This is a genomic window from uncultured Tenacibaculum sp., from assembly GCF_947498805.1.
Classification (GTDB): domain Bacteria; phylum Bacteroidota; class Bacteroidia; order Flavobacteriales; family Flavobacteriaceae; genus Polaribacter.
This window is the reverse complement of sequence record NZ_CANMLT010000001.1, coordinates 408,715-424,610: the sequence shown is the minus strand read 5'-3', so window position 1 is coordinate 424,610 and position 15,896 is coordinate 408,715. Positions and strand designations below refer to the sequence as shown.

At 31.6% G+C, this 15,896-nt stretch carries 23 protein-coding genes and 1 tRNA gene; 8 read left to right on the top strand and 16 right to left on the bottom strand.

The genetic code is table 11. The features are described from left to right. Positions 1 to 344: 344 nt before the first annotated feature. The 4 genes from Q0873_RS02190 to Q0873_RS02175 all read right to left on the bottom strand — a co-directional run bounded on the left by Q0873_RS02190 (position 345) and on the right by Q0873_RS02175 (position 2,583). Positions 345 to 800, bottom strand: a complete 456-nt coding sequence (locus Q0873_RS02190) for a GNAT family N-acetyltransferase (RefSeq protein WP_299104109.1) — start codon at positions 798 to 800, stop codon at positions 345 to 347. A 56-nt stretch (positions 801 to 856) separates the two neighbouring features. Continuing rightward, entirely contained in the window at positions 857 to 1,381 is a 525-nt protein-coding gene (locus tag Q0873_RS02185; RefSeq protein WP_299104108.1) for a hypothetical protein, read from the bottom strand. Positions 1,382 to 1,912: 531 nt separating this feature from the next. After that, entirely contained in the window at positions 1,913 to 2,191 is a 279-nt protein-coding gene (locus Q0873_RS02180) for a barstar family protein (RefSeq protein WP_299104107.1), read from the bottom strand. A 221-nt stretch (positions 2,192 to 2,412) separates the two neighbouring features. Continuing rightward, positions 2,413 to 2,583 (bottom strand): GNAT family protein, encoded by a 171-nt coding sequence (locus tag Q0873_RS02175; protein ID WP_299104106.1) that lies wholly within the window; start codon positions 2,581 to 2,583, stop codon positions 2,413 to 2,415. 60 nt (positions 2,584 to 2,643) lie between these two features. On the opposite strand from Q0873_RS02175, the gene Q0873_RS02170 reads away from it, so the two are divergent. Further along, on the top strand, positions 2,644 to 2,823 hold the full coding sequence (locus tag Q0873_RS02170; RefSeq protein WP_299104105.1) for a hypothetical protein: 180 nt from the start codon (positions 2,644 to 2,646) through the stop codon (positions 2,821 to 2,823). A 90-nt stretch (positions 2,824 to 2,913) separates the two neighbouring features. Here Q0873_RS02170 and Q0873_RS02165 read toward each other — a convergent pair whose 3' ends face one another. The 6 genes from Q0873_RS02165 to Q0873_RS02140 all read right to left on the bottom strand — a co-directional run bounded on the left by Q0873_RS02165 (position 2,914) and on the right by Q0873_RS02140 (position 7,311). Continuing rightward, the gene (locus Q0873_RS02165; RefSeq protein WP_299104104.1) at positions 2,914 to 3,348 is read right to left on the bottom strand and encodes a hypothetical protein; all 435 of its coding nucleotides are present in this window, start codon (positions 3,346 to 3,348) and stop codon (positions 2,914 to 2,916) included. A 141-nt stretch (positions 3,349 to 3,489) separates the two neighbouring features. Next, positions 3,490 to 4,020, bottom strand: coding sequence for a hypothetical protein (locus Q0873_RS02160; protein ID WP_299104103.1), 531 nt, complete (start codon positions 4,018 to 4,020; stop codon positions 3,490 to 3,492). A 248-nt stretch (positions 4,021 to 4,268) separates the two neighbouring features. After that, positions 4,269 to 4,784, bottom strand: coding sequence for a GNAT family protein (locus Q0873_RS02155; protein ID WP_299104101.1), 516 nt, complete (start codon positions 4,782 to 4,784; stop codon positions 4,269 to 4,271). 196 nt (positions 4,785 to 4,980) lie between these two features. After that, positions 4,981 to 5,056: transfer RNA gene (locus tag Q0873_RS02150), tRNA-His, on the bottom strand. 55 nt (positions 5,057 to 5,111) lie between these two features. Then, the gene (gene bshB1 / locus Q0873_RS02145) at positions 5,112 to 5,828 is read right to left on the bottom strand and encodes a bacillithiol biosynthesis deacetylase BshB1 (RefSeq protein ID WP_299104100.1); all 717 of its coding nucleotides are present in this window, start codon (positions 5,826 to 5,828) and stop codon (positions 5,112 to 5,114) included. A gap of 73 nt (positions 5,829 to 5,901) precedes the next feature. Continuing rightward, the gene (locus Q0873_RS02140; protein WP_299104331.1) at positions 5,902 to 7,311 is read right to left on the bottom strand and encodes an MATE family efflux transporter; all 1,410 of its coding nucleotides are present in this window, start codon (positions 7,309 to 7,311) and stop codon (positions 5,902 to 5,904) included. A gap of 172 nt (positions 7,312 to 7,483) precedes the next feature. On the opposite strand from Q0873_RS02140, the gene Q0873_RS02135 reads away from it, so the two are divergent. From Q0873_RS02135 to Q0873_RS02105, 7 genes are all read left to right on the top strand, one after another. Continuing rightward, positions 7,484 to 8,242, top strand: a complete 759-nt coding sequence (locus tag Q0873_RS02135; RefSeq protein WP_299104099.1) for a Rossmann-like and DUF2520 domain-containing protein — start codon at positions 7,484 to 7,486, stop codon at positions 8,240 to 8,242. After that, positions 8,226 to 8,753, top strand: a complete 528-nt coding sequence (locus tag Q0873_RS02130) for an HAD-IIIA family hydrolase (protein WP_299104098.1) — start codon at positions 8,226 to 8,228, stop codon at positions 8,751 to 8,753. The genes Q0873_RS02135 and Q0873_RS02130 overlap by 17 nt, the downstream gene beginning before the upstream one ends. An 18-nt stretch (positions 8,754 to 8,771) precedes the next feature. Then, positions 8,772 to 9,197, top strand: a complete 426-nt coding sequence (locus tag Q0873_RS02125; RefSeq protein ID WP_299104097.1) for a DUF2147 domain-containing protein — start codon at positions 8,772 to 8,774, stop codon at positions 9,195 to 9,197. Positions 9,198 to 9,481: 284 nt separating this feature from the next. Next, a complete protein-coding gene (locus tag Q0873_RS02120; RefSeq protein WP_299104096.1) occupies positions 9,482 to 10,330 on the top strand; it encodes an alpha/beta hydrolase in 849 nt (282 codons plus the stop codon). Beyond that, the gene (locus tag Q0873_RS02115) at positions 10,330 to 10,818 is read left to right on the top strand and encodes a sigma-70 family RNA polymerase sigma factor (protein ID WP_299104095.1); all 489 of its coding nucleotides are present in this window, start codon (positions 10,330 to 10,332) and stop codon (positions 10,816 to 10,818) included. The genes Q0873_RS02120 and Q0873_RS02115 overlap by 1 nt, the downstream gene beginning before the upstream one ends. Continuing rightward, positions 10,808 to 11,359, top strand: a complete 552-nt coding sequence (locus tag Q0873_RS02110; RefSeq protein ID WP_299104094.1) for a hypothetical protein — start codon at positions 10,808 to 10,810, stop codon at positions 11,357 to 11,359. The genes Q0873_RS02115 and Q0873_RS02110 overlap by 11 nt, the downstream gene beginning before the upstream one ends. An 89-nt stretch (positions 11,360 to 11,448) precedes the next feature. After that, entirely contained in the window at positions 11,449 to 11,871 is a 423-nt protein-coding gene (locus Q0873_RS02105; protein WP_299104092.1) for a VOC family protein, read from the top strand. 39 nt (positions 11,872 to 11,910) lie between these two features. On the opposite strand, the gene Q0873_RS02100 is transcribed toward Q0873_RS02105, so the two are convergent. The 6 genes from Q0873_RS02100 to Q0873_RS02075 all read right to left on the bottom strand — a co-directional run bounded on the left by Q0873_RS02100 (position 11,911) and on the right by Q0873_RS02075 (position 15,893). Beyond that, positions 11,911 to 12,174 carry a hypothetical protein gene (locus Q0873_RS02100; RefSeq protein WP_299104090.1) on the bottom strand — a complete coding sequence of 88 codons (264 nt, stop codon included), beginning with the start codon at positions 12,172 to 12,174 and terminating at the stop codon, positions 11,911 to 11,913. 364 nt (positions 12,175 to 12,538) lie between these two features. Further along, positions 12,539 to 13,300: a barstar family protein gene (locus tag Q0873_RS02095; protein ID WP_299104089.1), complete on the bottom strand. Its 762-nt coding sequence runs from the start codon at positions 13,298 to 13,300 to the stop codon at positions 12,539 to 12,541. A 113-nt stretch (positions 13,301 to 13,413) separates the two neighbouring features. After that, complete coding sequence (locus tag Q0873_RS02090) at positions 13,414 to 13,860, bottom strand: hypothetical protein (protein ID WP_299104088.1); 447 nt, start codon at positions 13,858 to 13,860, stop codon at positions 13,414 to 13,416. Positions 13,861 to 14,002: 142 nt separating this feature from the next. Beyond that, the gene (locus tag Q0873_RS02085; protein ID WP_299104087.1) at positions 14,003 to 14,695 is read right to left on the bottom strand and encodes a hypothetical protein; all 693 of its coding nucleotides are present in this window, start codon (positions 14,693 to 14,695) and stop codon (positions 14,003 to 14,005) included. 24 nt (positions 14,696 to 14,719) lie between these two features. Further along, the gene (locus Q0873_RS02080; RefSeq protein WP_299104086.1) at positions 14,720 to 15,604 is read right to left on the bottom strand and encodes an FRG domain-containing protein; all 885 of its coding nucleotides are present in this window, start codon (positions 15,602 to 15,604) and stop codon (positions 14,720 to 14,722) included. 94 nt (positions 15,605 to 15,698) lie between these two features. Further along, positions 15,699 to 15,893, bottom strand: coding sequence for a hypothetical protein (locus Q0873_RS02075; RefSeq protein WP_299104085.1), 195 nt, complete (start codon positions 15,891 to 15,893; stop codon positions 15,699 to 15,701). Positions 15,894 to 15,896: the final 3 nt, after the last annotated feature.

The following is a 15,896-nucleotide window of genomic DNA, read 5'->3' as shown; positions in this document are numbered from 1 at the left end:
TCTTTCTAGCTAAAGTAGAAAAATTATCATTTACCACAGTTCTATCAAAGATCTTTTCCCTTATAAATAGTTCAGATAATTGTTCTTTTTAAATTTTATGGAAAAACCTTACTTATTTTACGGATTCCCATCAATATGTTAATTAAAATCTATTTATGTTTGCGCCCCCTTTAATAAACATATTTAATTCCCCTTTTTTTCATAGAAATTTCCCCTATTCCCACTCAACCATTGAGTGGGATTCTTTTTTTATCACACACACCAAAGTCTTTTGTTAGTATTCCCAACAATTTCTAACATAAAAAAACACCTTAAATAAGGTGTTTGTAGCAAGTAAATATTTACTATTTACCTATTCTGTTGTACACATTCGGGTTATGTTTTTCCATATAAAATTCAGGATTAGGTATTTCAGTGAACCCAAATTTTTTATACAGCCATTCAGCAGTATTCGTTAATAAAATCCAACGTCTTAAACCCTGTAGGTTAGGATGTTCTATTATTTCATTTATCAACCATTTACTCAATCCCTTTCCCCTATATTCCTCTAGAATATACACATCTCCTAAATATGCAATAGTTGCATAATCTGAAATTATCCTAGCAAATCCTATTTGTTTGTTTTTGTCATAAAGTCCAAAATTTAAAGAGTTGTCAATGGATGCTCTCAAAGTCTCGATTGGAATTCCGTTTGCCCAATCGGTTTCATTCGAAAGAAATTTATGAATGCTTGAAATATCTAACTTCTCTTTATCAGTTGAAATGGTATAATCATTTCTATGTGTTTCTCTAATTTTCATATTATTTTTTCTTAAACAATACTAACGTTTTGGCTAAGCCGCTTTTTCATTGCAGTTTAGTGTTTGTTATGTGCTTTTATTATCGTTTTTAACTTGTTTTCATAATTCAGACTTTCAAAAAAACTTAATTGCCGCTCGAATCGATATCCGTTTGCAATTAGTTTCATTTCATATTCAGTTGTTTTTAAATTCAATTCCATTTGGTCAATTGAGTATTCTTTAAATCGCCATAAGGCAAAGTACCTAGCATACAATTTCGAAACTCCGAGTTTAAGTAAAATCCACATTGGTGAAAGAAAAAAAGGGTTAATCTTCTCTTTTCCTCTTGTCACTGTAATAACATTTATACTTTCTCTTGAAATTGGAATTAAAGTTAATTTATTAGAATAATTAGCACGTAATAAAATTCCATTAGTCCGCTTTTCAAAGTTGCATTTTGAATCTAGTTTTAGATTTTCCAAATCAGAATTTCTGGCTTTAAATGACTTTAAATAAAATCCAGTACTTCCGATTGCTTTCGGTTTACGAAAATCTATTTCTATAGGTTTCCCTATCTGTTTTGTTATTGCTTGTTCGGTCATATTATTCTAATGCAAATATTTTTTCAGCTTGCACATAAGGGTCTCGGCTATGAGTAGTTGCGTGGTTTAACACTTAACTTTGCAAATACACACCAAGTCGGAAATTCCAAAATAGGTATGAACAAGCAATTCATTGTAAACATTGTTGTGCTTAGTTTTTTATTTTGTTTCATACCACTCCTTATAATCTAAATGTTTGTCGAATTCGTCGTCATTCATTTTGAATAGAACTTTCGAGTATTCCCTTGATTTCGAAATTTCTTTTTCATTTAAAAATTCGATAATCATAAAATGGGCATAAGGATGTTCAATATCATCCATTTTTAAAGTCAAATATCTTTTTCTTGATTTAGGATATTGTTTCCAAAATCTCTTATAGTTACTATAAATTTGGTCTTTTACTTTTTAAATAATTTCATAGAGTAAGTCAGTTGGGACTTGCTTGTATACAGGTCCAACATAATACTCTTTAATTTTTGAGTAAAATATCCTTTTGGGTTCAATCTTATTTTCAGTTTTCCAAAATACCATTTAAGTCAACTGTAAGTCAATATTTTCGTGTTCTTTAATGATTTCAATTATTTCGTTATAATATTTCAGTTCCGATTTGCTTTTTTCACTTCGATGCCATTTTAAAATATATTTTTCGTCAACATCGTGAACTCCAAACCCACCATAAAGTACGTCATTAAACGCATTTAGATTACGTCCAATTTTCCAATTCAGTCCGAAGGTCATTTTCGATTCTATTTCTCGATAAAATCCTTTCATATTTGAAAATTTATTTCCGTTTATCTCTATTATTCGCATTTTATCAAATGTTACATTACTTGTTTATATAGACATAAAATACGTCAACACACGTACTATTTGTAAACAAAAATCAACATATCTATATATCTTCCTTTTCTAGCTAATTTAGAAAAATTATTATTTACTAAGATCTTTAAGATGTCCTTCTAAGTTTACCCTTCCCATTCAGGTTTTAAAACTGACATTATAATTTTATCATGGAATTTATCGTCTCTAAATCAGGCCTCTCGTAGATTTCCTTCATATTTAAAACCATCTTTTTTATATGCCTTCACCCCTCCAATATTTGGTTCTGAAACCGTTAAAAATATTCTGTTTAAATCATATTCTTTAAAACCAATATTTAAAATTTCTTTGGTTACTATATAGACACCAAATCTTAGAATCATTATTACAACTCTCTTGATAATATTGACTTCTAACGATTTTTTTAATTTAGTTTCATATCTATGTATAAATATTTAACAGAAAAAGAGCAAATAGAACTTCTTGAAAAAATTGATTCAAAAACAACAAGCAATCCTTCGAGAAGAAAGCTGTACTATTGGTATTTCGGGATTGAGAAAACTCCTTTTGGAGTATTAACACCACGTTTAACAGAGGAAGAAATAAAAGAGTTATTTTCATAAGGACATTATGTAATTACTCCTTTCTAAAATATTTAACGTTTCGAATAAACTGCCTTTTAATGCTGTTTAGGTGGTGTTTTCCACAATGTTTTATTCAATATTCTTTAAAGGAATATTAAATTCAACTTTTTCTTTTTTTTCAATACTGATTTTAACTGACAAACTATCAGATTCAGTATAATTATTTGGAGCAGTTATTTCCGTTTTCAATATTCCGTTAGAATTTCCAATAATTCGAACTCCTGCTCCATAAATTGTGACATCATTTGGTTCAATATTAGTTATTATGAATTCCGTTTCAGTTGGTTCGTCATAAATTACATAATCTTTCCCATTTGAGATTTTCATTTCTATTTTTTGATTTCCATTTTGATACATAAAGCTGTTTGATGGATGGATAAAATTGTCAAATTTTTCAAAAGCTAATTCTTCAGTCATTTCCATAAGTTCAGAATTCAATTTTTCCAACCTATAGATATAAATTCCTGCAAGAGCAATTAATATTATCGGGAATATTTTTTTCATATTGTGGGCAACGATTTTCGTATGATTGGTTACAATTTTTTTTACCAAATGTAACTAAAAATTATCTGTTATTGGTTTTAACAAATACTTTCTAAAGTTACCTAAACCATTTAATTACACATTTTTTTGTGTATAGTTTTTTTAAAATGTTCGTATAACTTCGTCATAAGTCCGACACCAATCTATTATTTCTCCTTTGTCATTAAATTCAAGATGATAGGTGACATATAGATATTTGTGAGTTTCGTGAATATTCACAAAAATCCGTTCAGTTCCATCAATTTCTTTATGTGGTGCTGTTATGTGTAGCCTTGGATAAGTTCCTTTTCCTCTTTTTTTAACCTTAAATTTCTTTTTGTCGAGCTTCAAAAAGTTCAATTCAAATCTGTCCGAGTCAATTTGCAGTTGGGATTCTACATACTCCTGAATTTCTTTAAACGGATTACTTTTTTTCCAATCAATTCCGAGACAAGTTGGTTGGTAAAAATTTCCTCTGTTTGGATGGAAATCCATAACATATGGATAAACTTTTACTTTCTTTTTCGTCGGAAATGAATCGATTAGTGTTGATTGATAAAAGTCAAACGCAATCTGTTCATAAAATGGAAATTCAGTTTGCGAAATTCCAATTCCGCAATTAAGTAAAAAAGTCAGAAGTATTATTTTTTTCAAATCTCTCCGTTTAAAATTTAATTCCAATTTAATTCAGTCAGTTTATGTAAAAAAGGTCTAATGAGTAAACACTAATTTTCGTTTAGTTAACGGATTTTTAAATTACTGCTAACTTGATTATATACCTATAAAACAAAATGTTACACTAACAATTTAGTTAAGAAACCGACATATTTATATGTCTTTACTTTTCTAACTAATTTAAAAAAATTATTATTTACTACGATGTTTAAGATGTCCTTCTAAGCTTACCCTTCCCATTCAGATTTTAAAACAGACATTATAATTTTATCATGAAACTTGCCACCTCTAAAACAAGCTTCTCGTAGATTTCCTTCATATTTAAAACCAGCTTTTTCATATGCCTTCACTCCTCCAATATTGGGTTCTGAAACCGTTAAAAATATTCTGTTTAAATCATATTTATTAAAACCAATATGTACTATTTCTTTGGTTACTACTTTCGCGATTCCTTTACCCCAAAAGCTCTTTTCTCCAATGAATATATAGTACTCTCCTGATTTATTAAGCCTCGAAATATTACAAATTCCTGCATATCCAATTAATTGACCTGTATCTTCAAGGAAAATACCTAAATTGAGTAATTCGGTATCCTTCAATAATTCAACATACCAAGCATCTATTTCTTCTTTGGTTTTAATTTTTAAAAATAATGGTAAAGAATATTTGATGACCTCATCATCGTTAATCCAAGTATAAAATGGCACTACATGTTCTTTTAAAAGCGGTTTTAGTTGAATCATATCAATTGTGAAGAAATATTAGGTTTTATAATTTATAAAACCGTAAATCTAACAATTAATCAACTCTTATAGGTATGGTTTTATACTTTGAATTTGAAAAACGCTGCTTCTTGGTTACCATTAGTAAAAGTGAAGGTTTGAGTAGCTACTTTAGGTATAAAAATAAAAAAAGCCTTTTCTTTTCAGAAAAGGCTTTGGGTGAAAGACCGGGTTCGAACCGGCGACCTCTGGAACCACAATCCAGCGCTCTAACCAACTGAGCTACAATCACCATTTGTATTGCGGGTGCAAATATATGTCTTTTTTACATTCTCACCAAATAAAAACTTAAATTAATTTACTTAAATTTTCTACTGCAACGTAACGTTCTGAGGTAAAGCCTTCTGCATAATCCACTCCTATAAGCCTTCCTAAATCTCTTGCTCTGTACTCTACACTATCTGTAAAATTCTTGCTTGTTATCGGAGTTTCTGGCTCATTACTCTTTGGATCAAAGAACTGCGATGAGTATGCCATTACCGATGCTACCTTCTTTTCTATAAATCCGGTTACATCAACTACAAAGTCAGGCTCAATGTTTTTCCATTGAATATAGTGATATACTTGCTTCGGTCTCCATTTCTCTTGTTTCTTCCCATCGAGCTCCGTTTCAATCTTTAGTAATCCGCTTAAAAAGCATGCATCCGACACTACTTGACTTCCTTTTGGATGATCAATATGTCTATCGTCAATCGCATTGCACAATACTACCTCAGGTTGATACTTACGGATCATTTTTATGATGGCTAATTGATGTTCTTTATCATTTACAAAAAAGCCGTCTGCAAAACCTAAATTCTCTCGAACACTCACTCCTAAGATTTCGGCAGCCTTTGCTGCTTCTTGATCTCTTAATTCGGCAGAACCACGGGTTCCTAATTCTCCTCTAGTTAAATCTACAATTCCAACTTTCTTTCCTAAAGAAATTTCTTTTGCTATAGTAGCAGCACATCCTAATTCTACATCATCAGGGTGTGCTCCAAAAGCTAATATATCTAGTTTCATGTACTGTTTAATCTCTTTTATTCTTACTAAAAAATATCTGTAGTAATTATTTAGCTAAGGTATAAAACTCTTCCTATACCTGAACGGTTTTCCACTTTCCTTTTCTAAACAACCATATTCCCATGACTGCAATTAAAACCTCAGCCAAGGTAATTGACCAAAAAACTCCTTGAGGTCCAAATTCTAATACAATAGCAGAGATATAAGCCACTGGTAATTGAAACATCCAAAAACATATAAAATTGATTATTGTTGGTGTCTTTGTGTCTCCAGAACCGTTAAAAGATTGAATAATTACCATTCCGTATGCATAGGCAATATAACCCGCCGCCATAATTTGTAGGCATAATGAACCATTTTCAATTACCTCTGGATTGTCTGAAAACCAACTTAAAAAAGTAGGCGCAAATAAGATATAGATCAAGGATACGGTTCCCATGAAATAGGCACATAATCTACTAGTAATCCATACTGATTTTTCTGCTCTGTCGGGTTGTTGTGCTCCTAGATTCTGTCCTACTAAGGTTGCTGCTGCATTGCTCATTCCCCAAGCTGGCATTAAGGTAAACATCATAATACGAATGGCAATGGTATAGCCTGCCAACACTTCACTACCAAACTTTGCCATGATCCACATTAAAAACACCCAGCTTGAAGTACCGATAATGAACTGTCCGATACCTCCTAAAGAAGTTTTGATCAAGTTGATCATCACATTTGCTCGCAACACTAAGTCTTTTAGAGCTAGTTTTATTTTTCCTGATCCGAAAAACAACACCAATAATTGGGTTACTACCGCCACTCCTCTACCTGTAGTGGTTGCAATGGCTGCTCCTTCTACTCCATAAGCTGGTATGGGTCCCCATCCGAAAATAAAAATCGGATCTAAAATAATATTCAATCCATTGGATAGAATCAGCGTCCACATGGCAATAGATGCATTTCCTGCTCCTCTAAAAACGGCATTGATTAAGAAGAGTAACATTACGGTAATATTTCCTCCTAATATAATCTGTGTGTACTTATACCCTTCTTCAATTAAGGCAGGCTCTCCTCCCATTAATCCGAGTATTTCTTTTGGATATAGGATTCCAATAAAACTAATTAAAATAGAAAGCAGTATTCCTAACAATATTACTTGTACAGCCGTTTGTTTGGCTCCTTCAATGTCTTTCTCACCTGTTCTTCTGGCTACTAAAGCGGTTGCTGCCATACTTAACCCGATGGCTACTGCATATACTAAGGTTAATACCGATTCTGTAAGCCCTACGGTTGCTACTGCATTTACACTTACTCTTGATACAAAAATGATATCTACCAAGGCAAATATCGATTCCATCATCATTTCAAGAATCATGGGTATGGCCAGCATAAATATGGCTTTGTTAATGCTTCCTGTGGTAAAATCTTGTTGTTTTCCGAAAACGGCGTCTTTAAAAAGAGAGAATATGCTTTGTTTGATTGTTTGATTGTTCTCTGTCATCATTAATTTTTTTGATATAAAGAATGTTCCTTAAAAGTTTTAAGGAAGAATTGGGGTCGTGTTATATACGACAAGTCTGAAGTAAAAACTTAAACAATCATAATACTACAAATATGCAAAAAATATTTTTAAGTGATTTCTCTTCCATAAAAATATCTATATCTTCGCTTCTATGATTCGTGTTTGTATTCTTGGAGGAGGTAATGTTGCTACACATTTGGCCAAAGCTTTTTTAAAGGCTTCTGGTGTTCAATTGGTACAAATCTATGCACGCACCATAGCTCAAATTGATGCTTTTAAACAGCTAACTTCTATTACCAATTCTTTAGAGTTATTAAACGATGCTGATGTATACATCATCTCTGTTTCTGATGATGCAGTTGTAAAAGTGTCTGCTGAACTGGTTACCAAGAATAAATTGGTAGTGCATACTTCGGGTTCTGTATCGTTAGATGCGCTTCAAAAACATGCTCGTTCTGGTGTGTTTTATCCGCTTCAAAGTTTTTCTAAGGAAAAAGAGGTTGATTTTACTTCGATTCCTTTTTGTTTAGAAACATCTCATGAAGAAGATTATGCTTTGTTGGAGCAATTGGCTTCTTCTATTGGAAAGAATAGCTATGCCATCAATTCTGAGCAACGTAAGTGTTTGCATGTAGCGGCGGTTTTTGTAAATAATTTTACGAATCATATGTATAAAATTGGGAACGATATTTGCAATCAGTATGAAGTTCCTTTTGAAGTCTTGGCTCCTTTAATTCAGGAAACGGCTCAAAAAATAACAGCCTTAAGCCCTGAAGAGGCACAAACGGGACCAGCAAAGAGAAATGACAAAAAAACGATTGATAATCATTTAGGGTTACTAGATGAGCATCAACAAAAGATATATCAACTTATTACTAAATCAATCCAAAACAATGGAGAAAAGTTATAAAGAATTACTACCTCAAATAGATACCTTTATTTTTGATGTAGACGGTGTGTTAACCAACGGTATTGTTACTGTTTTCCCTAACGGGGAATTGGTTCGCCAAATGAATATTAAAGATGGATATGCTTTAAAAGCTGCGGTAAAAGCGGGTTATAGAGTGTGTATTATTTCTGGAGGAAAGAATGAGGGTGTACGTACTCGTTTGGCTAATTTGGGAATTACTGATATTTATTTAGGGGCTCATAATAAGACGGTACAATACAATGAATTGGTTGCCAAATACAATTTAGCGCCAGAGAACGTTATGTATATGGGTGATGATATTCCTGATTTACCTGTAATGCAGCGCGTAGGTATGCCTTGCGCCCCAAATGACGGAGTAAGAGAGGTGTTACAAGCTTCTAAATATATTTCTGATAAAACCGGTGGTAATGGTTGTGCTCGTGATATTATAGAACAAGTAATGCGTGTACAAGGGAAATGGAAGGACAATTTTGATGCTCAATATGATTAATTTATAAAACCTCTTATTATGAAGAAAAATAGTTTATTTTTTTTAGTTCTAATGCTTAGTTTTAGTGTGAATGCACAGACTATTTTTGGAAAATGGGAAAATAGAGACGAGGAAACTGGTAAGGTTGATAGCGTAATTGAAGTGTACCAAAAAGATGGTAAAGCCTATGCTAAGATTATTGAAATTACCGATGCAAACAGACAGGATGCTGTATGTGATAAATGTACTGGAAAAAATAAAAACAAGCCTATTTTAGGAATGAACATTTTAACTGGTCTTAAAAAGGATGGTGAAGAATGGAATGGTGGAAAGATTTTAGATCCTAAAAATGGTAAAAAATACAAGTGCTTTATTAAACTAGAGGAAGCAAACAAACTAAAAATTAGAGGATATATTGGATTCTCTTTATTAGGAAGAACTGCTTACTGGTTTAGAAAAAAGTAAGAAAACTAACAATATTCTAAACTTGTTTGAAAAGTTGTTTTTTGGAATGAAATAGAAAGTCATCCATATTTAAGTTGCCATTTGTAAAATGACCTTTATTTTTTTCTAAAAAACGTTATCTGCCAATTAACTTTTCAGACAAGTTTTTTTTATTAGTAAAAAACTAATAAACAACACATTATCACCCTATCCTAGCATATAAACTGGCTATTTTCATATTTTTTAAAAATAAAATGTAACATTTTTTGATTTCCGCATCTAAAGGAAAATTAAAACTTAAAACAATGAAAAATGTTATCTTATTAGTAGTCTTATTTGCCTTTTCTTTAACTACTTATTCAAAGAATAAAAATCAACCTATCCATGTAGAGGTTACAGGAAAAGGTAAACCAATTGTATTAATTCCTGGTTTTACGGTTCCTGGCGATGTTTGGAATCCGCTTGTACAAAAATTAGAACAGAACTACGAATGTCATATAATCACTTTAGCTGGTTTTGGAGGAAAAGCCCCAATAGAGTTTCCTTGGTTACCTAAGGTTAATGAGTCTTTAAAAGATTATATTCTAAAAAACGATTTACAAAACGCTACCGTAATTGGACATAGTTTGGGTGGAACCATTGCTACCTGGCTTGCTGCACAAAAGGATTTAAAATTATCAGAAATCATACTTATTGATGCGCTACCAGCTTCAGGAGCTTTAATGATTCCTAATTTTAATCCGGACAATTTGGTGTATGAAAATCCTTATAATAACAGACAATTAGCCATGGATGCTACCACTTTTGAGCAAACTGCTACTGCAATGTCGAAAGGAATGAGTCTGAAAGAGTCAGGGCAAAAAAGAGTTAAGGATTGGATTCTAACCTCTGACCGAAAAACCTATGTTTATGGGTATACCGATTATCTTAAATTAGATCTTAGGGAAGATTTAAAGCATATTTCAATTCCAGTTACTATTATTGCAGCAGCACAACCCTATGGTAAAGAAATGGCGAGTAAAACTTATAAAAATCAATATGCAAATTTGAAAGATTATAATTTTATCATAGCAGAAGACAGTGCGCATTTTATAATGTTCGACAAACCAGATTGGTTCTTAGAACAAATACAACTGATTTTATCATCAAAATAATGAATACAGAACAGGAATTTACTGAAGTCTATAACACATGTGCTTCTAAAGTTCATAAATTATGTTTAGGCTATGCATCTGGTAACAATGAACTTGCCAACGAATGGCTTCAAGAGACTTTTATAAAGGTTTGGAAATATCGAAAATCATTTAATAATAAGTCTTCTATTGATACTTGGATTTATAGAATTGCAGTAAATGTATGTTTGGGAGATTTACGTAAATCCAACAAAAGTATCGCTATAAACGAAGAGATTTTGTCAAGTAATACGAACGATGATATTACTGACAATGAAAAAAACATCAAAAAAATGTATCAGTGTATCGATCAACTCAACGATCAAAATAGAACCTTGATCTTATTAGAATTGGAGAACACTCCTCAAGCTACGATTGCAGATACGGTTGGTTTGGCACATGGCACATTACGAACACGCTTAAGTCGTATTCGAAAATCACTTTTAAAATGCATTAAAAATGGAAAATGATCACTTAAATAAATTATGGGAAACGCAGGCTGTTGACAGTCCAAATTTTAATCCCAAAGACCTAATTACAAAAGCAAAAAAACAACGTAATAGTCAATATATCAGCATTACTGTTATGCTGTTAACGGTACTCATATTAATTGCGTATACTTTTTATTATGCCTTCAATCAATGGAATAGCTTTAATCTAGGGTTAACTTTAATGATTTCGAGTCTTACATTACGAATTATTTTAGAGTTCTATACATTATATCGAAAAGAGAAACAACTGGTTTCTATGACTCAGAAATCATATCGAAGCTATCTTAAAAAGTATTATAAAACGCGATTATTCATCAATTATATCATTACACCCATCTGTATTGCAGTTTACATCCTTGGTTTTTATTTACTCTTGCCTTACTTCAAATCGTATTTTTCTGAAGGATTCTATACCTATATTATAATTTCAGGTATTGTTTCATTGAGTATCGTTATTGCTATTATTATCAAGAGTACTATCAAAGAACAGCGCTTTTTAAAGGAATTACATAAAAGATAACACAAAGCGGAGTTAGTGCTAATCAAATATCTTGCACTGACTCTGCTCACTTTTTTGTAACTTGAACGGTAGACATCAATCGTATCATTATGAAAGAACATAAAGGGTGTATTATCCCAACCATGCACTACAAAAAAGCGCGTATCGCAATTGACTGGTTATGCAATGCATTCGGATTTGAAAAACATCTTGTCGTTGAAGGAGACAATAATACCATTGCACACGCACAACTTACCTATGGTAATGCTATGATTATGTTAAGTTCTGAAAACGAAAACGAATATGGAAAACTAGTAAAAACCCCCGAAGATCTTCATGGAAATAATACGCAAGCTCCTTATATTATCGTAGAACAAATTGATGAACATTATAAAAGAGCGGTTGCTGCGGGAGCAAAAATTCTTATTGACATTAAAGATGAAGCTTATGGCGGACGAGGCTATACATGCAAAGATAACGAAGGTTATATCTGGAACTTTGGTTCATACAATCCTTGGGCTGAAAACGAATAGCTAAATGCCAACAAGCAACATTGGTTGTATTCAAAACTATTAGACCACTCTTCCTAGTCTTTTGGCTTCGGCATCCTTTTGTGCTCCATAAAGCATTCCAAACAGCATTCCTATACCTGTTCCGAGAGACATTCCTAAACTTATTCCCAAAGCAGAGCTGATTGCTGTACCGAACGACACTCCTATTCCTGAGCCAAACACCATTCCATATGCCATGTAAATTCCTGCGTAGTGCTTTTCAGTAGTAAAAGAAAACTCGTCCTTTAAAAAGGTTTTAAATTCATTCAATCGCAGACTGTACAACTTCCTTCTATTGGCTCTTATTTCTTTTAAGTTTAAAGAAGTCAGCTTATCATTAATACGATCTATTTGCTCATTCGTTAGTTCTTTCTTTTCTAAAGAAGCTTATATTTGAATAAAGTAGTTATAAATTCTTCTTTCTGATTTCTTATGAGTTTGAGATAGTAAGTTTTTGAATAGTTTGGTAGTATCGTTGATGTTCATTGCTTATGCTATTTATACTATCTGTCGCTGATAATTGGAGTTTGTTACGTTGAGTTAAAGATTCTATCTAATTTTTAGAAGTTGGCTAGAAAACGTTATTAGTCATAGTAACGTTTTGCTTAAGTTACCTTTTAATACTATTTACGTTTTGTTATATATTCTTTTACTTTAAAATTATATTTTTATTATTATCAGAAAAAACCTCTAAAATCCCTTTAAAATGTTCATGGAATTTCTGTTTGTAAATTTCATGATTTAGCCATTCCAAGGTAAAATTACCTTTTATACCAAACCCACCATTAAAACAATCGTCAAGAGCTCCTAAACCTCTTCCAAAATAACCTCCAATTCCATTAACAGCTTCGCCTAATGCACAATAGAATTTATCTTCAGAGTCAATATTATTACTATTGATAGTTACAAACTTATTAGACACATCTTCACCGTAGGTACCTAGTCTTAAAGCTGATTCCAACCAGCCTTGAACTTTTTCAGTAGGTAAGTCTTTCCATTCACCATATTTCTTGATACCGGAAGTAAGACGCCGCTTAGTTATTTCATAAGAACCCTTACTAGATTCTAACAACCAACCTCTCATTACAACATTTAAGCTATTAAAATTATCCTTAAATAACTTTTCTATTTTAATATCTGATATAAAATCTGAGGTAACTATCTTATCTTCTGACGATAATACATATAAGTATCCCGATCGGTCGTATAATTCACTTTCTTTATTGAATTTCTCAACAAATTCTTTTTCTTCTAAATTACATTTATATAATGTAAGCTCACATAGATTAATAGGATTCCCATCTTGCGAATACTGAATTATATTCTCTCCTTCAATTCCATTTATCTCATCAAAAGTCGCTATCCAGTCATATTCTTCAGGATATTTGTCAAATCCAAATCCGATTTTCATAGTTTTTAATACTATCCACAACAATTTTGTGTATTATTTTAATTCATGTAGAGTACTTAAAAATGTTCCAAGTACAGAAACTACAATGTACACAATATCTATTTTAATCCCAATTATAATTGTTCTGTAATTAGTCCTTTAATTATATTAATAATATTTTCTGCTCCAAACCTGTTTAAAACTGTGTGGTTTAGAGATGGTGACCAAAAACTGCTAATCCAAAGAGTATGGTAATCATATTTGTTTGCAACTTCGTCAACTTTTTTTACTGTCATTCCGTTTGTTCGCGTAGCGCAAATAATTATATCACATTCTTCAATCGCTAATTTTTCAATTGTATTGTCATAAATCATTCTACTATTTGGGTCTCCTTGACTTTCAAAACCAATCTTTATTTTACCAATAATAATTGTAAGAAAAATATCTCCATTATAATTAATATTTGAAATTGAAGGTTTTGCATTAGGGTATAGATCTAAAATTAGTCTACAAACATTTTTTATAGTCTCTGATTTCCCATGATTGGATTTTCCAGAAACAGCAATTATAGTTTTATTCATATCTTTTTTAATTAATACTAACGGTCTAGTGTATAATTTCGTTGCGTGTTTAAGCACTTAAGTTAGCAGATAAATCACAGATAGAAAGTCTGCGAGGACATTCGTAAGTAGGCTCTAACTAGTGAATGAATTATACACATTGTTAGCTACTCTTTTTTATGAAATCATGTCTAAATTTCATCCATTCAAAAGCTTCTTTTCTAAAAGTTCTTGAATATAATTCCTTGTCAATTATTTGCCCTAAATATAATTCCATTGTCTTTGTAAATTCGCTAATGTAGTCGAGCAAATTAATATAATCAGCTTCTTCGTTTTTTCTGACTATAAGTATTCCATTTGCTTTTTTGTCCAATGATGATTGAGCTACTTTATAATAATGAAAATTATTGTTTTCATCAATGTAACTTGTTGTGTGAGAAGCTATTTTATTTCTTAATTCAATTGCGTTTAGCTTTTTCAATTCCTCTCTAATTTCTTTTTGATTTTGGAAGTTGAACAACCTTATTAAATCCGTTATCACTCCAACTTGTAAATAACAAGCATTTAAAACTCCATAGAGCCTTAAATACATTTCTCCTTGTCTCTTTTCGCTTATATATAAGCCATTCTCTGCAAATTCATTAATTGCATATTGAGCGTCTTCCATTTGATCAATACAAGCTCTAAACAAATCGAAATCATATAAATTCTGAAATTTTAGCTTTTTAGTTAGTTGCTTTACTTGCTCTTCTTCTGTGGGATATGTTTTAACATTCGTATATCTCAAAATTCCAAGTAGGATTTCACAATAGATTTCAACTTTTGATATTTGACTTAAGTATTCTTCGTCGATCATTTTTCAAATTATAGCCATTATTCGCTACAGTTTTTTCATTTCGTTATTTATTTCCGAAATCATTTTATCAGCATCTTCACTCTCTACAAGCATTAATTTTTCTCGGTTAATTCCGACTTCTTGTAATTCTTTGAATATTGTCTTTTTAGCTTCGGCAGGTACTTTTACTCGAAACATCATATTTTTCCAAAATTCCTTTTTATTTAATGGAACATCAATATCAGAATCGGATGAAACAAAAAGTCTACCGTGTTGTCTAAATAATCTAAATTGATAAGTTCTTTCGTCAATATCATCGATGTATGTGGGAACGTTACAAACAAACGATTTGTCTAAACTATATGGGTTTTGTAATGGAAAAAGAGTTTTCTCATAGTCAGAAGTTTCATTAAAAATAAATTCAGATGGTACAAGTAACCCCCAGAGTTGTCCGTCAGATTTTTCGTGTTTTTCAGAAGGCTCACACATAAAGAATGAAGACATAACACTCGAAGTTGATAAATCAATTAAGTTCGTTTTCACTCCAGCGTGTTGTGCTTGAAATAATAAGTCCCAAATTTCGCCATAAGGTTCTTTACTATGTTTAAATAAATGTTTTGATCCATATTTCTCAATTACTTTCTGTTTAAAGATTTTAGCTCCGTTTTTTTCTATTTTCCGAGCTTGACTTAAATCAATTTCATTTGAAAAAGGTGGTCTGAAAATACCAGGTAATATGTCCCATCCATAATTCTGTTCGCCTCTGTAATGCGGCATAACATCAATTCCGACTTTGAATCTTAAATCAACTCTAACTTGGATTAATTTTTCGTGAAAGTCTCTTATGTCTTGTAGATTTTTAATCTCGAAACTTTCTAAAGGATTCAAATATTCCTCTTTTATATGTTCTGAAATTTGATAGTAGTTCATAGGTTTGTTCAAATTGTAGCGAACGATCTCGTATAACCGTCAGTTACGGATTTAAAGTTATTAATTTTCGGTTTAGAACTGTAGTTAACAATAGCTATTTTCCACAAAGTCTGCATTTTTGGCTTGAGCTTGTAGGTCCAGTAAATAGTCCTTTTTCTATATTTGTACTCGGACCTGTAAAATATCCTTCATTAGTAGATTGAATATTATTATTGAGAATATACTGTATTATTTCTTTCTTTTCATTCTCATTTAAGGCATTATACCAAAGTTTAAATTTTTCTACCATATT

Coding starts and splice junctions, on each gene's coding strand:
- Q0873_RS02190 (WP_299104109.1), bottom strand. CDS start 800: ATGAAAATTAGAGAAACACATAGAAATGATTATACCATTTCAACTGAT.
- Q0873_RS02185 (WP_299104108.1), bottom strand. CDS start 1,381: ATGACCGAACAAGCAATAACAAAACAGATAGGGAAACCTATAGAAATA.
- Q0873_RS02180 (WP_299104107.1), bottom strand. CDS start 2,191: ATGCGAATAATAGAGATAAACGGAAATAAATTTTCAAATATGAAAGGA.
- Q0873_RS02175 (WP_299104106.1), bottom strand. CDS start 2,583: ATGATTCTAAGATTTGGTGTCTATATAGTAACCAAAGAAATTTTAAAT.
- Q0873_RS02170 (WP_299104105.1), top strand. CDS start 2,644: ATGTATAAATATTTAACAGAAAAAGAGCAAATAGAACTTCTTGAAAAA.
- Q0873_RS02165 (WP_299104104.1), bottom strand. CDS start 3,348: ATGAAAAAAATATTCCCGATAATATTAATTGCTCTTGCAGGAATTTAT.
- Q0873_RS02155 (WP_299104101.1), bottom strand. CDS start 4,784: ATGATTCAACTAAAACCGCTTTTAAAAGAACATGTAGTGCCATTTTAT.
- bshB1 (WP_299104100.1), bottom strand. CDS start 5,828: ATGAAACTAGATATATTAGCTTTTGGAGCACACCCTGATGATGTAGAA.
- Q0873_RS02140 (WP_299104331.1), bottom strand. CDS start 7,311: ATGACAGAGAACAATCAAACAATCAAACAAAGCATATTCTCTCTTTTT.
- Q0873_RS02135 (WP_299104099.1), top strand. CDS start 7,484: ATGATTCGTGTTTGTATTCTTGGAGGAGGTAATGTTGCTACACATTTG.
- Q0873_RS02130 (WP_299104098.1), top strand. CDS start 8,226: ATGGAGAAAAGTTATAAAGAATTACTACCTCAAATAGATACCTTTATT.
- Q0873_RS02125 (WP_299104097.1), top strand. CDS start 8,772: ATGAAGAAAAATAGTTTATTTTTTTTAGTTCTAATGCTTAGTTTTAGT.
- Q0873_RS02120 (WP_299104096.1), top strand. CDS start 9,482: ATGAAAAATGTTATCTTATTAGTAGTCTTATTTGCCTTTTCTTTAACT.
- Q0873_RS02115 (WP_299104095.1), top strand. CDS start 10,330: ATGAATACAGAACAGGAATTTACTGAAGTCTATAACACATGTGCTTCT.
- Q0873_RS02110 (WP_299104094.1), top strand. CDS start 10,808: ATGGAAAATGATCACTTAAATAAATTATGGGAAACGCAGGCTGTTGAC.
- Q0873_RS02105 (WP_299104092.1), top strand. CDS start 11,449: ATGAAAGAACATAAAGGGTGTATTATCCCAACCATGCACTACAAAAAA.
- Q0873_RS02095 (WP_299104089.1), bottom strand. CDS start 13,300: ATGAAAATCGGATTTGGATTTGACAAATATCCTGAAGAATATGACTGG.
- Q0873_RS02090 (WP_299104088.1), bottom strand. CDS start 13,860: ATGAATAAAACTATAATTGCTGTTTCTGGAAAATCCAATCATGGGAAA.
- Q0873_RS02085 (WP_299104087.1), bottom strand. CDS start 14,695: ATGATCGACGAAGAATACTTAAGTCAAATATCAAAAGTTGAAATCTAT.
- Q0873_RS02080 (WP_299104086.1), bottom strand. CDS start 15,604: ATGAACTACTATCAAATTTCAGAACATATAAAAGAGGAATATTTGAAT.
- Q0873_RS02075 (WP_299104085.1), bottom strand. CDS start 15,893: ATGGTAGAAAAATTTAAACTTTGGTATAATGCCTTAAATGAGAATGAA.